The sequence below is a fragment of the Providencia sp. PROV024 genome (assembly GCF_032709665.1).
GTDB classification, from domain to species: domain Bacteria; phylum Pseudomonadota; class Gammaproteobacteria; order Enterobacterales; family Enterobacteriaceae; genus Providencia; species Providencia huashanensis.
Map to the genome: position 1 here is coordinate 2,660,936 of NZ_CP120545.1, position 14,020 is coordinate 2,674,955.

The following is a 14,020-nucleotide window of genomic DNA, read 5'->3' on the forward strand; positions in this document are numbered from 1 at the left end:
CTGAATTTTTTATTGCGGTAACAATAAAGCAAATAAGAATACTTATCAATACGATTATTGAATCTAACATGACTTAACTCAATGAAATTGTGTGAGCCATATCGAAAAGTTATGCATCTTGCCAAATTAACCTGCTAATTTGGCACTTCTAACATTTTATTCTGGCGTGATAAAAAAATAGCACCTCAATGGAGGTGCTATTTTAGTAAACAAGATACGAATTTTATTTATCTAAATTTTCTTTGTAACTTGGAAAGTTCATGTCTTTATAGCGAATAAATGTGGTTTTTCTGGCAATTTTATAACCAAACCATATGGCTAAAAATAGCGGAATTCCGATATAAGTCGCTGTTACCCCAACCCAATCAATCCTATCTTCTAAGAAGGCTTGATAGTTCTGACCTAACGTAATCGTTAAACATAAAATAAATGCAAAAATAGGGCCGACCGGGAAGAAGCCTGAGCGATATGGTAAATCGTTAAGATCTTTACCTTGTGCGATGTACCCTCTACGGAAACGATAATGGCTAATCGCAATTCCTAACCATGCAATAAAACCCGTCATTCCCGACGTATTCAATAACCATAAATAAACGGTTTGATTACCGAACATCGAACTTAAAAAGCATAGACCGGCAATAATTGTTGTAGCTAATAAAGCATAGCGTGGTACGCCACCTTTTGATAGGCGGGCAAAAATACGCGGAGCTTTACCTTCACGCGCTAAGGTATACAACATACGGGTGGATGCATACATCCCTGAGTTACCCGCCGATAAAACCGCGGTTAAAATGACGGCATTCATTACTGCCGCTGCGGAGAGTAAACCTGCATTTTCAAATACCAATGTAAATGGACTTACACTGATATCTTTAACGTCATTACGCAATAAATTAGGGTCGGTATAAGGAATGATCAAACTAATAATCAGAATTGCAAAAATGTAAAATAACAGAATACGCCAGAAAACCTTACGTACCGCTTTTGGAATATTTTTTGCCGGATCTTTTGATTCCCCTGCAGCAATACCGATTAGTTCAGTACCTTGGAAGGAGAAACCAACAATCATTGCAACACCAATCATCGCTGAAAAGCCACCAGCAAAAGGTGCATCACCGATTTCCCAATTATGCCATCCTGCATTTTCTGCACCATTCATGATGCCGAAAATCATTAACACGCCCACGACAATAAAAATAATGACGGTAGTGACTTTAATTAAGGAGAACCAATATTCAGCCTCACCAAACCCTTTAACTGAAATAAAGTTTAGCAAGAAAATAATAGCAAGGAATATTGCACTCCAAATCCAGCCGGGGGTATCTGGGAACCAATAAGTCATCACTAATTGCGCTGCTACAAGGTCAACCGCAATAGTGACCGCCCAGTTATACCAATAGTTCCAACCTAATGCGAAACCAAAGCCTTCATCAACATACTTAGCACCATAGGTCGCAAATGAACCTGAAACTGGCATATAAGCAGCTAACTCACCTAAGCTGGTCATTAAAAAGTAAACCATTAAACCGATGATAGCGTATGAAAGAAGTGCCCCACCAGGACCTGCCTGTGCAACGGTTGCACCTGATGCGACAAATAAACCGGTACCGATTGAGCCCCCGATAGCAATCATCGCAAGGTGGCGTGCTTTTAATTCACGGCGTAGCTTTTGTGGGCCGCCTTGCGAGATAGTATTGGTATGTTGTTCTGACATTTGTTCCCTGTATTTTATTATTCAGCTAATATCGGAGGAATTCTAGCAAAATAGACTGCCAGAACTAAGCAACTCTTTGCTGTTATAAGATACCTTCATAATCCGTAGCAAATTATAAGTAAAACGCGTTATCGCAATCACAACACATTCATTGCAATCCTCTAAATATTTTGGCTTGTCGCTAGACGGCAAATGAGACTATCCAAGGAGCATACACCAGTATGTGATTTGGATAGTCGATTGCAGCTAACAACGCGACAAGTTAAAAGATGACGAGGATTTTTAATTACAGTAGGCTAGCAAATTAGTAATCGCGTTCGAAAGGTGCTTTTGACGATGGTAAATCAAATATAAGGTTCTTTCTAATTGCAGTTCTTCTATTTCTAATTCCACTAATGAACCATTTTCCAATTGTTCTTCAATAACACGCCTTGATAAACAACTGATCCCCATACCGAAACGAACAGCATGTTTAATCGCTTCTGAATTTCCAAGCTCCATTAAAATATGAAACCCGGGAAGGTGAGCAAATAATAGTTGGTCAAGAACGTCTCTTGTCCCTGAGCCCCTTTCCCGCAAAATCCATGGAGCATCTTGTAAATCTTTTAGTGATACTTTTTTATTTGCTAGTGGGTTTTGTGGTGAAGCAAAAACAACCAATCCATCTTTTAACCACGGTTTAGAAATCAACTCAGGGCTATGGCAAACCCCCTCGATTAAACCGACATCGGCTCTAAACTCCATGACACCTTTGATAACTTCTTCTGTATTACTAATAAACAGTTCCAAAGGAATATCAGGGTGGTCATGACGATAACCCGCTAAAATTTCCGGTAGCATATAGTTGCCAATCGTCGTACTTGCTGCGAGACGCACGGCGCCCATCTCTTTCTTAAATAATTGCTCGACTTCTAACCCTTGTTCTAATAATGCTAATGCTTTAGGGTATAAAAGCCTTCCGTGCTCGTTTGTAACAAGTCGTTTACCCACGCGGTCAAATAGCTGAACACCTAATTGACCTTCTAAATCCGTTAGCGACGCACTTACTGCAGATTGAGAAAGTGCTAATAATTGAGATGCTTGCGTCGTGGAGCCACTTTTTAATACTTCCGTGAAGACCTCAAGTTGCCTAAGTGTAATTCGCATAAAGGTAAGCCCCAACGTGATTTTTAGTATTTGTAATAATATTGTTAATATTAATGATTTATTAGCAATATTCCAGAAGAAACTTATAATCAATTTTTTCGATAGATTATACACAAATAATGAATTTAAATTATTATTGATTTTATTATATGCTTATTACCAAATCTTATAAGCGGTAATGAAGAGCATTGTCATGAATAAAAGTGAAGCTAACAGCTTAGAGCAAAATAGCCTGCATCCTATTTTTAAATTAATACCTGGCATTATTTTAGCTGGTATTTTAACGGCTATCTCAATTTACCTCGGCGAACAGCCTTGGTTTATGGATATCGGTTTAGGTGCATTAACCCTTGCTATCTTATTAGGCATCGTTGTTGGTAATACTTTTTATCCTGTTGCGAGCAAATCTTGTGACAGTGGTATTAAATTTGCTAAGCACTATTTCCTTCGAGCGGGGATCATTCTGTACGGGTTCCGTCTTACTTTTCAGCAAATTACTGATGTAGGTGCAACAGGCGTCATCATTGATGCCTTAACATTAACATCGACATTCTTATTAGCTTATTGGCTGGGTAAAAAAGTATTCGGTCTTGATGAAGAAACAACATTGCTGATTGGTGCAGGAAGCAGTATTTGTGGTGCTGCAGCAGTCATGGCAACTGAACCGGTGGTAAAAGCCTCCGCAAGTAAAGTCGCGGTTGCCGTTTCAACTGTCGTCATATTCGGGACAATCTGTATATTTGTCTACCCTTGGATGTACCAATTAAATGCCCACTTTGGTTGGTTCCCTGCGACTGAAGAAACATTTGGTATTTATATTGGCTCAACGGTTCATGAAGTTGCACAAGTTGTTGCTGCTGGTCACACCATAGGTACTGACGCAGAAAATGCATCCGTGATCGCTAAAATGATCCGTGTCATGATGCTTGCACCGTTCTTAATTATTTTATCTGCCTTTTTGAGTCGAAAAGCAAGCCACAATCAAACGGCAAGCAACCAAAAAAGCAAAATTACTATTCCTTGGTTTGCTGTATTCTTTATCGTTGTAGCAGGTTTTAATTCATTACACTTATTGCCTAGTGTATTAGTTCAACAAATCATCGCATTAGATACTATTTTACTCGCAATGGCGATGGTCGCATTAGGCTTAACCACCCATGTTAGTGCCATTCGCCAAGCAGGTATTAAGCCGTTACTGATGGCATTGATTTTATTTGTTTGGTTAATTGTGGGTGGGTTATTAATTAATGTGATGATCCAAAATATCTTTTAACGATTTATATTCTTATTATTAGCCACCTTAACTGGTGGCTTTTTTGTTGATTTCATTTATTAGCTTATTAATGGCATACTCCCACAAAAAGGAGTCAAAAATGAAATATATTGGAGCACACGTCAGCGCATCTGGTGGCGTTGATCAGGCTGTTATTCGCGCCCATGAACTCGAAGCAACGGCTTTCGCGTTATTCACTAAAAACCAACGCCAGTGGAAAGCCGCACCACTAAGTGAAGAAGTGATCCGCAAGTTTAAAGATAACTGTACAAAATACGGTTATGGCAAACAGCAAATTCTCCCCCATGACAGTTACTTAATAAACTTAGGTCACCCAGAGTTTGAAGCTTTGGAAAAATCACGGGTTGCATTTATTGATGAAATGCAACGTTGTGAACAATTAGGCATCGGTTTACTTAACTTTCATCCTGGAAGCCACTTAAAAAAAATTGAGGTTGATGACTGCTTAGCTCGAATTGCCGAGTCGATTAATATTGCTCTTGCTGAAACAGAAGGTGTCACTGCTGTTATTGAAAATACGGCAGGGCAAGGTACTAACTTGGGGTTTGACTTCACTCACTTAGCTAAAATTATTGAAGGTGTAAAAGATAAAAGCCGTGTTGGCGTTTGTATTGACACTTGCCACGCGTTCGCAGCAGGTTACGATTTACGCACGATTGAAGATTGCGATAACACCTTTACACAATTTTCTGACATTGTCGGTTTTGAATTTCTAAAAGGAATGCACCTTAATGATGCAAAAAGCGAATTCGCCAGCCGTGTTGACCGCCATCATAGTTTAGGTGAGGGAAATATTGGCTTCACACCATTCACCTACATTATGCAAGATAAGCGTTTTGATGGTATCCCTTTGATTTTAGAAACGATCAACCCTGATATTTGGCCGCAAGAAATTGCATGGTTGAAATCTCAGCAACAAAACTAATACTTTATTGTTAAGCTCTAGGTTAGCCCTAGAGCTTGACTATAATATCGAAAACACCACATTGTTAATGCCGCGAACTGGCTATTTTTCACCAATTACAATGATTTCATCTCAATTTTAGCCATCATATCCGCTAATTTATTACGATTTTTTAGCCCAACATCGGGCTGAGAAACTGATAACGCGGAAATAGCCGTCGCCATACGTAATGTATGCTCACTCGACTCCCCATTGAGTAAACCATAAGCAAGCCCAGCAACCATTGAGTCCCCAGCCCCTACCGTGCTTATCACATCACAATGAGGTGGTTTGGCCAACCAAGACCCTGAGGCATTTACCCACAAAGCCCCTTCTTCTCCTAATGAAATGACAACATGAGAAATGCCCTTATCACGTAATTCATGGGCTGCTGCAATAACATCTTTTAAATCAGGAAGTTTTCTACCAACCCAGCTCTCTAATTCATGTCTATTCGGTTTTACTAACCAAGGTGATGCTTTAAGACCGGCTTTCAAGGCCTCCCGGCTACTATCAAAAATAATACATGGGCATAATTGCCGAAGTCTGGTCATCCAACGAGTAAATTCTTCAGGGTCAATACCATTTGGTAAACTGCCGCTAACGACAACCATATCAAAATGGCCTAGCCAATTTAATGACTCTGTAGAAAAGCGGTTCCAATCCTCTTTACTTACATCAAAACCTGAAAAATTAAAATCTGTTGATTCCCCATTATTTTCAGTAAGTTTTACATTAATACGTGTACGTCCCGGTACCATACTAAAGCGATTAGCCATCCCATTTTCACTGAAAAAATGTTGGAATTCTTCTTGGTTATCCTTCCCCATAAAACCACTAACTGTGATATCAATGCCTAAATCACGCAGCACTTTCGCTACGTTTACACCTTTACCACCCGCATTGAGGCTAGCGGTTTTGACTAAATTGACTTCACCAACTTCGATTGTAGAACACAGCCCTACAAGGTCGTAAGCAGGATTTAATGTAATTGTAGCAACCCGGCGAGTCATAACCACTAATCTCCCTTATCATGATTATCGTATCTTAAAATATAATCATAGTTATAACATTAAAGCATATTGTTTTCAGTGATATTTGTATTTTTCCCTGCTTGTTTTTCTGTTGTACCATGGCAAAATCAGCGCGCTAAAAAATAAAATAATCAGGAGAAAATATGTCTGAGCCTGTTAACGTCGTCGTCGGTGTCGGTGTGATCATCACCAATTCGCACGGGCAAATACTCATGGGTAAACGCAGCAGTAAACATGCCCCTTACTGGTCAATTTTTGGGGGGCATGTTGACCCTGGGGAAACTTTTGAACATTGCGCTATTCGTGAAATAAAAGAAGAAATCGGTATTGATATTCAAGCACCAACCGTATTTGGTATCAGTAATAACTTGCAAACTTATCAACAAGAAGGGAAGCATACGGTCTCTATCTGTATGCATGTTGAATACAATGGTGAAGTTGCACCTCAAATAATGGAAACAGACAAATGTGAAAGCCTAATGTGGGTTTCACCTGATGCATTACCTGAGCCTCACTTTGAAGCCAGCCGCAATGCCATTGACCTTTGGCTAAACCAGAATCTTTATCACCATAAAGCCTAATATTAACCTTTAACGTATAAACGATTTTGTTTGTACGTTTTTTATTCATCTCTTTCTTATTACTCGCTTTTTCCTATTTAATTGCCTTTACCATATTTACAACGTCATGTGCTTACCGTATCATTTAGCTAGTACAGTGAAACATTCTATTAGGAGCCACCATGGCCGTTGATACTACAACACAACACAAACGCCCTTCCATCTTGGGTGGTGCAATGATTATCGCAGGGACTGCAGTCGGTGCGGGTATGTTTTCAATTCCAATGGTGACTTCAGGTGTATGGTTTTCAGGCTCAGTCGTGCTATTAATCTATACATTTATTTGTATGTTACTTTCGGGGTTAATGATCCTAGAAGCAAATATGAATTACCCTGCTGGAGCCAGTTTTCACACTATGGTCAAAGACCTGTTGGGAACAACTTGGAATTCAATTAATAGCTTATCCGTCACCTTTGTTCTCTACATACTGACTTACGCCTACATTTCCGCGGGTAGTTCTATCATTACCGCAAACTTGTCAGGTCATATACAAATTCCACAAGCGGGTGCAGGCTTTATTTTTGCTTTCATCGTCGCTTTTATTGTTTGGCTTTCTACTCGTGCTGTAGATAGGTTAAGTACTATTTTAATCGGTGGTATGGTTATCACATTTATCATGTCAATTGGTGGGATGATCTCAACGGCATCTCCTGCCATTTTATTTAACCAAGTTGAACAAAGTGATCATCAGTATTTACCTTACGCTCTCGCCGCATTACCTTATTTATTAACCTCTTTTGGTTATCATGGCAATGTACCTGGGCTAGTTAAATATTATAATAAAGACAGTCGCAGTGTAGTCATGAGTTTAGTGTTTGGAGCAACTATTACGGTTGTTATCTATATCTTGTGGCAGTATGCCATCCAAGGCAATATCCCACGCTCTGCCTTTATTGAGATAAGAGAAAGTGGCAATAATATTGATGCCCTGTTGACTCAAATGAATATCTCGACGAAAAACAGTTTTATTTCACAATTCCTAAACCTGTTTTCTTATATGGCGTTAGCCAGCTCATTCTTAGGTGTCTCTCTTGGCTTATTTGATTTTATTGCAGACTTCTTTAAATTTAAGGACAATCAACAAGGGCGTTTCAAATCTGTTTTAGTCACCTTTGTACCGCCTACCATCCTTGCGTTAATTTTTCCAAATGGTTTTATTTATGCCATTGGTTTTGCAGGGCTAGCAGCAACCATCTGGGCGGTAATTGTCCCTGCTCTAATGGCAAAAGCGAGCCGTGTACGCTATCCAAATAATAGTTATAAAGCACCTGGTGGAACATTTATTATTGTTTTCGTTATCTTATTTGGTGTGATTAATGCTGTAGCACATTTGCTATCTTTAGCTGGTTTACTCCCTATTTATTAACGGCCTTTGGTGAATATCGCTTTTACGCAATATTCACCATTCCCTTTCCCATAAAATTTTTCACCGAAAATTAACCGCAACATCTTGCCTAATCGCTTATCTGCGAGTAATTTTGTCGCACTCTTTTTGACAATCCCAAAGAAGGTTATTTATGGCCAAGGCCAATGAAATTAAACGCGGTTTAGCAGTTAACTATAATGGCAAATTACTACTTGTAAAAGATATTGATATTCAAGCACCAAGTGCTCGTGGCGCAAGTACCTTGTATAAAATGCGTTTTACAGATATCAAAACTGGCCAAAAAGTTGAGGAACGTTTCAAAGGAGATGATATTTTAGAAACGATTTCGTTAACACGCCGTGGAGTGACTTTTTCTTATATTGACGGTGATGAATATGTTTTTATGGATAATGAAGACTACACTCCTTACATGTTCAAAAAATCAGATATTGAAGAAGACCTATTGTTCATCCCTGAAGAGGGTTTGCCCGGAATGCAAGTGCTTACCATAGAAGGTCAAGTCTTGGCTTTAGAACTTCCTCAAACCGTTGATATGGTCATAATGGAAACAACACCTAGCATTAAAGGTGCATCAGCGAGTGCCAGAACTAAGCCTGCGACTATGGCTACAGGGCTTACTATCCAAGTTCCTGAGTATTTATCGAGTGGCGAAAAAATTCGTATCCATATCCCTGAACGCCGTTATATGGGGCGTTGTGATTAATTACAATATGTTATCTAACCTATGACCTTATATGCCTATGAATTAATTGTTCATAGGCATATGCCACAATCACTTAGCATTATCCCCTCCTAACGACCTGCTCTTCGGCTTCACTCACGTTTAATCATATTTAATCGTATAGATTCCCAATGTATGGTCTTTGTTTATCCAATTAAACTCTTGAGTTCCCTTTGAATTAGGAAGTAGTGTTGTTTGCCCTCTGAGTTTTCGAATATCAACAGACGTCGTTTTTTCATCTCCAGTATCACTCCAACATTTGGTTATCACACTTTTAGGCGTTGCTTCTATCATGCAAGGTGGCGCGACAATCGCTCCTGTAAATAAAATGACACCAGAGCTAGCACGTTTCATCCCACTATTTTTTGATGCTACTGCCGAAAAACTTGAAACCAATACTGTTACTGTAAAAATAGTCGCTACAATTTTTTTTACTGAGTTATCCATAAGAATCGCCCTCTTAAAGTTAAGTTATCGTCACTTTTCGTGATTTATTTATACTTAAAATATTTTTCACTCTGCGTGACTGAGGACGACATACTAATCTCAACGAAATATTAGTGATTTCATTTATAGTCGTAGTTTTTTATTTTTTTGAATCGTTATTACTCAAAATAAAATCACCTATTTAAATGACTTTTTTATTACCACACGAAATGCAACATCTTTAGAATTTTATCTATTAAAATCAGCCCTATATATTGTAAAAAACGTCATATTTATTGTTTACAAATCATTTTTGTATTTAACTTATAAAATAAGTATTTATTAATATGAAAAAAAACCTTGCTACTAAAATTTACCTATCCCCCAAACAGTTGATAGCTGCGGGTCGGCAACGTGCTTGCTATCAACATCCAGAGTATGATGATTTATGCATCAAAGTGCATTTAAATGGGAGAAGTGATAAAGAAACGCTACGAGAAATACGCTATTACAAGCGGTTATATAAAAAAAGTTTAAGTACCAACACTATTTCTCATTATTATGGAACCCAAGAAACTAATTTCGGCTTAGGGTATGTTTTCCAACTCATTAAAGATAAAACAGGGAATGTTTCACATACATTAGAGTATTACCTAAAAAATAAAAACATACTTTTAAAACATAAAAAAAATATGAGAATTGCCTATGAACAATTTAAAAAAACAATCTATGAAGAAGCCATAGCAACAATGGCACTAAAAACTTATAATATTGTTTATCAATTAGGCTATAAACCTCACGGACAATTTTTTATTATTGATAACCTTGGTTCAGCCAATTTGATCCCCCTAGATTATTTTTCAACCACTATTGCGCGTTCAACATTAAATCGTCGTTTCGCAGATTTTGAAAATCGGCTTTATAGAGAATTTCAAATCAAAATATAGTTTTCAATACCTGTCTTACTACCATTCATTTTTTAGATTTAAAATTAATCAAAACTTCAATATAAGTATTTTTTGTTATCAGAATACTGATAAATAAACAGTAGCTATGATTTTTTAAAGTCAATCACCTAACGGCCACCTATAATTAGTGCATGACTTGATGACTAAAAACCTTTCTAACTTAGATAAATTTAAACTTCTTTACATTAGAGGTAGATGTTAGGCATTTACTTCGTAAATAGACTGAAACAAGACGTAAGAAAATGTGAACAAGTTCATACTTTATTTACTCAAAACGGTGCAATACCGCGCAAAATGCCCTTACATATGATAGAAATCACATAAACCAATAGTGAATAGGCAGTTCTATCTAATGTTTTGTAAATTATAGACCTATTGCCTCGCCATTTCGGCTTTGTTTATGTATGCTCTTTAAGGTTTATTTTCAGGCTTGTTAGGCTACCAATTCACGTAAAATTATTTTAGTAAATATTGGTATCTGTTCTATACTCAATAAGTCATTGAAAATGGCTAAAGCGTACAACACCTAGTTTGGGTTGTTTGCTATAAATTGTTGTCATAAACATTTCTTGCGAAAAACACACTCTTATCGCCAAATGCGTTTTTCACAAGGATAGGTTTAATTTTGTCGTGTCTATTTACACGATAATGCGATAAAAGAATGGTAAGGGATATATATAAGAATGTTAACATCTGAAAAACTTAAGCGCTATGCTTGGCGCATTGTACCGGCAATTGCTATCGCCGTGACACTCACAGCATGTACCAATCCTAAGTCAGCTAAGAATACACAAAATACTGCTAAATCAGATGTACGTATGTTAAATGGTTCCGCGGGGGACTCTTTAACTATGGCATCTCAAGATGAATTCGAAGAGCTAGTACAAAGTGTTGATACTAAATCCAAAATCATGAACCAATATGCAAGCTGGAAAGGTGTTGCTTATCGCCTCGGTGGCACAACCAAAAAAGGTGTGGATTGTTCAAGCTTTGTTCAGCGCACATTTTTTGAACAGTTTGGTGTGGAACTCCCTCGCACAACCTCAGAACAAGAGTACTCGGGTAAAAGCGTAAAACGTAATAATTTAAAAGTTGGCGATATCGTTTTATTTAAAACAGGTCGCACAATGAAGCATGTTGGGATCTATATCGGCGATGAAAAATTTGTTCACGCCTCCACAAGCAGTGGCGTTATTGTTTCTGAAATGACGAATTCCTACTGGAGCAAAAGGTACTACGCTAGCCGTCGGATCATTAACGGGTCCTAACTTTCTGCCATACCTTATCCCCTTACCAATAAAAAAGCTTCCAAGTAACAGATACTGGAAGCTTTTTTATTGGTAATTCATATTTAATTTCTGAGCCTAGCGGTTGTTATTTAACGCCATCAAAAAAATGAGAGACGCTGTACGCAAAAGTGTCTAATAATATCAGTCTGTATTTTAGTAAAGCAACTTAGCAGCAGAGCAAATCGCCACCGTCTATCACCGATACATTAGCAATAACGTAAATCAATAAATAACCCATATATATTTATTTGCACTCAAATTAAGCACAATAAAAACCAGATGATAGCTCTGCAATAGCCACACCAGAGGCTTTCAAACGACACATAGCTGCTAATTCATCATTTGCGTGAATGAACAAGCACACTTCTTTCTGCCACTCCAAAATAGCATTAGCAATTTGCATATCCGATAACGACTCAGATAACTGCTGCATCGCAATACAATCTGTTGCACAGTCATGACTAAGTAATTTTAGCCCCACAAGCTTATCGCTATCGACATCATTCATAGGTACGACTTCAACATCAGTCCCTATTTTGCCTGATAACCAGCGGTAGCTTTGCGGTAGCCTGTGCACCACCGAAAGACCTGATTTTTCCACAAAGATATCCTATTAAAACATTTTAGTATTTAGCCAAGTGACCCGGGGGTTACCGCCCCACTAGACCTAACACGAGGATCGAACCAACCCTATTACGCTTATATACTATTTAAACGTGAATAAAACCCTCTTTAAACTAACTCATCGTTCAAACCGAGTTTTTAACAACCACAAAAGTAACAGTAATGTTAAATTCTAAAACCTAAATATAACATTAAAAATACAACATGTCGTTAAATTTTTGTGACACAAATCATTGCACATCAATTTTTATAGTAAATTAATTAAATATTAAAATTTTTTTGATATTTGAACTCAACATTCACCACAAAACACCTAACTTTTTTTTACATCTTTGACATAAAAACCGCAATAACTAAGCTATTTTTTGAAGTACGCACAAATTTTTGCCAACTTGTTACAGCAAAGAATACGGTGTGATAAAAAACATAAATTTAACAAATTACCTACTAACGGTAATTGATTTAGATCATTTTTCACCAAATATTTTAATCCCCCTACTTTACTATTCGCATTTAACGAATTAAAGGTAGCTATAAACATTGAGAATAGCTGTATCTTATGGGATGAACTGAATCAATTCGGAATAATCGGACAAAAGGAAGGATAAACATTTATGACATTTTCAGTTTCATCCGTGAAACTGAAAAATTAATGAAATTACTTTGTTCTTTTCGCCAATAAAACAAATAGCATGGATAATGCAACACAAGCCACCATTGACCCAACCATTGGCCATGCATTTTTAGCGGGTATCAAAGATAACAATGTTCCGACCAGAGCCCCAATTGAAAAACGAATGGTTCCAGCTAAGGAGGAGACAGTCCCTGCTATATGTGGGTAATTATCCAAGATAACAGCCATTGCGTTTGATGTGATCATCGCTATCCCACTAACATAAATGGCCACACCAATGACTAGAGTCCAAAAATCCAGCGCAAAAGCAGTCGTCGCTAACAACCATAACCCCATCACAAATTGGATAATAATGCCAAAGTACAGCATTTTTTCCGCGCCAAAATGCCTAACGTAGCGACTATTTATTGTGGTCATAATAAATAGAAAAATAATATTGATACCAAAATAGTAGCCAAAATGCTGCGGTGACACGCCATTTAAATCAATATAAACAAATGCGCCCGCATTTAAGAACGAGAACATACCAGCGAAAGAAAATGAGCTAGCTAATATATAGAACAAAACCTGTTTAGCTCTAAATAACGTCGCAAACTGCCTGAGTGTAGTGCCGACATGGAATTTCTGCCGTTTAGCGGCAGGTAGTGTCTCTCGCACAAAACAACTCACTAAAATAACCGCTATCACTGCTGCGATTGCAATGCTCCAAAAAATCGCATGCCATGAGAACCAACGCATTAGTTCTCCCCCAAGGATCGGGGCTAATAATGGTGCAATCGTCATGACTAACACCACAAATGACATGCTTCTTGAAAATTCGTCACGAGTGAACATATCGCGCATTAATGCGTTAATCACCACACTCGCAGCCGCAGCAGCAAACCCATGTAAGAACCGTAACCAGATCAATGATTCAATGGATTCCGTGATTGCACAGGCAGCAGATGCAATAGCAAAGACAATTACACCACCTAAAATTACTGGCTTACGCCCAATGCTATCCGCCATCGGACCATAGAATAGTTGCCCAATAGCAAAACCAAAAATGTAGCTGTTAAGCGTCATCTGAATACGCCCTTCATCTACATTAAAATAATGCATCATCGTCGGAAAGCTAGGTAGGTACATATCGATAGCCAATGGCATTAGCATCGATAATAAACCTAAAATTAATATCAGCCCCAAATAGGATGAACGCTGCTGTTGCACTCTTTAAACT

Annotated in this window: 13 protein-coding genes; 7 read left to right on the top strand and 6 right to left on the bottom strand. The window is 37.9% G+C overall.

Annotated features, from left to right (window positions below; genetic code table 11):
- Positions 1-223: 223 nt before the first annotated feature.
- Complete coding sequence (locus P3L56_RS12350; RefSeq protein WP_071548173.1) at positions 224-1,714, bottom strand: amino acid permease; 1,491 nt, start codon at positions 1,712-1,714, stop codon at positions 224-226.
- A 282-nt stretch (positions 1,715-1,996) separates the two neighbouring features.
- The gene (gene yieE, locus P3L56_RS12355) at positions 1,997-2,860 is read right to left on the bottom strand and encodes a DNA-binding transcriptional regulator YeiE (RefSeq protein ID WP_042843414.1); all 864 of its coding nucleotides are present in this window, start codon (positions 2,858-2,860) and stop codon (positions 1,997-1,999) included.
- A 193-nt stretch (positions 2,861-3,053) separates the two neighbouring features.
- Here yieE and P3L56_RS12360 point away from each other — a divergent pair, with 193 nt between their 5' ends.
- Both P3L56_RS12360 and nfo read left to right on the top strand, forming a co-directional pair.
- Complete coding sequence (locus tag P3L56_RS12360) at positions 3,054-4,133, top strand: YeiH family protein (RefSeq protein WP_048607451.1); 1,080 nt, start codon at positions 3,054-3,056, stop codon at positions 4,131-4,133.
- Between the two features lie 100 nt (positions 4,134-4,233).
- Positions 4,234-5,079, top strand: coding sequence for a deoxyribonuclease IV (gene nfo, locus P3L56_RS12365; protein ID WP_042843412.1), 846 nt, complete (start codon positions 4,234-4,236; stop codon positions 5,077-5,079).
- Positions 5,080-5,174: 95 nt separating this feature from the next.
- On the opposite strand, the gene fruK is transcribed toward nfo, so the two are convergent.
- The gene (fruK, locus tag P3L56_RS12370; RefSeq protein WP_042844300.1) at positions 5,175-6,110 is read right to left on the bottom strand and encodes a 1-phosphofructokinase; all 936 of its coding nucleotides are present in this window, start codon (positions 6,108-6,110) and stop codon (positions 5,175-5,177) included.
- Between the two features lie 164 nt (positions 6,111-6,274).
- Here fruK and P3L56_RS12375 point away from each other — a divergent pair, with 164 nt between their 5' ends.
- The 3 genes from P3L56_RS12375 to yeiP all read left to right on the top strand — a co-directional run bounded on the left by P3L56_RS12375 (position 6,275) and on the right by yeiP (position 8,842).
- Positions 6,275-6,712 carry a nucleotide triphosphate diphosphatase NUDT15 gene (locus P3L56_RS12375; RefSeq protein WP_129466077.1) on the top strand — a complete coding sequence of 146 codons (438 nt, stop codon included), beginning with the start codon at positions 6,275-6,277 and terminating at the stop codon, positions 6,710-6,712.
- 161 nt (positions 6,713-6,873) lie between these two features.
- On the top strand, positions 6,874-8,118 hold the full coding sequence (gene mtr / locus P3L56_RS12380) for a tryptophan permease (RefSeq protein WP_042843410.1): 1,245 nt from the start codon (positions 6,874-6,876) through the stop codon (positions 8,116-8,118).
- A gap of 151 nt (positions 8,119-8,269) precedes the next feature.
- On the top strand, positions 8,270-8,842 hold the full coding sequence (yeiP, locus tag P3L56_RS12385; RefSeq protein ID WP_042843409.1) for an elongation factor P-like protein YeiP: 573 nt from the start codon (positions 8,270-8,272) through the stop codon (positions 8,840-8,842).
- Positions 8,843-8,962: 120 nt separating this feature from the next.
- Here the strand turns inward: yeiP and P3L56_RS12390 are convergent, their stop codons facing one another.
- Entirely contained in the window at positions 8,963-9,307 is a 345-nt protein-coding gene (locus P3L56_RS12390; protein ID WP_042843408.1) for a hypothetical protein, read from the bottom strand.
- 326 nt (positions 9,308-9,633) lie between these two features.
- On the opposite strand from P3L56_RS12390, the gene P3L56_RS12395 reads away from it, so the two are divergent.
- Positions 9,634-10,233, top strand: a complete 600-nt coding sequence (locus P3L56_RS12395) for a YrbL family protein (protein WP_042843407.1) — start codon at positions 9,634-9,636, stop codon at positions 10,231-10,233.
- A 704-nt stretch (positions 10,234-10,937) separates the two neighbouring features.
- Positions 10,938-11,522 carry a bifunctional murein DD-endopeptidase/murein LD-carboxypeptidase gene (mepS, locus tag P3L56_RS12400; RefSeq protein WP_166685170.1) on the top strand — a complete coding sequence of 195 codons (585 nt, stop codon included), beginning with the start codon at positions 10,938-10,940 and terminating at the stop codon, positions 11,520-11,522.
- Between the two features lie 280 nt (positions 11,523-11,802).
- Here the strand turns inward: mepS and P3L56_RS12405 are convergent, their stop codons facing one another.
- Both P3L56_RS12405 and P3L56_RS12410 read right to left on the bottom strand, forming a co-directional pair.
- A complete protein-coding gene (locus P3L56_RS12405) occupies positions 11,803-12,144 on the bottom strand; it encodes a hypothetical protein (RefSeq protein ID WP_042843404.1) in 342 nt (113 codons plus the stop codon).
- 681 nt (positions 12,145-12,825) lie between these two features.
- Positions 12,826-14,010, bottom strand: coding sequence for a Bcr/CflA family multidrug efflux MFS transporter (locus tag P3L56_RS12410; RefSeq protein WP_042843402.1), 1,185 nt, complete (start codon positions 14,008-14,010; stop codon positions 12,826-12,828).
- Between the last annotated feature and the right edge of the window lie 10 nt (positions 14,011-14,020).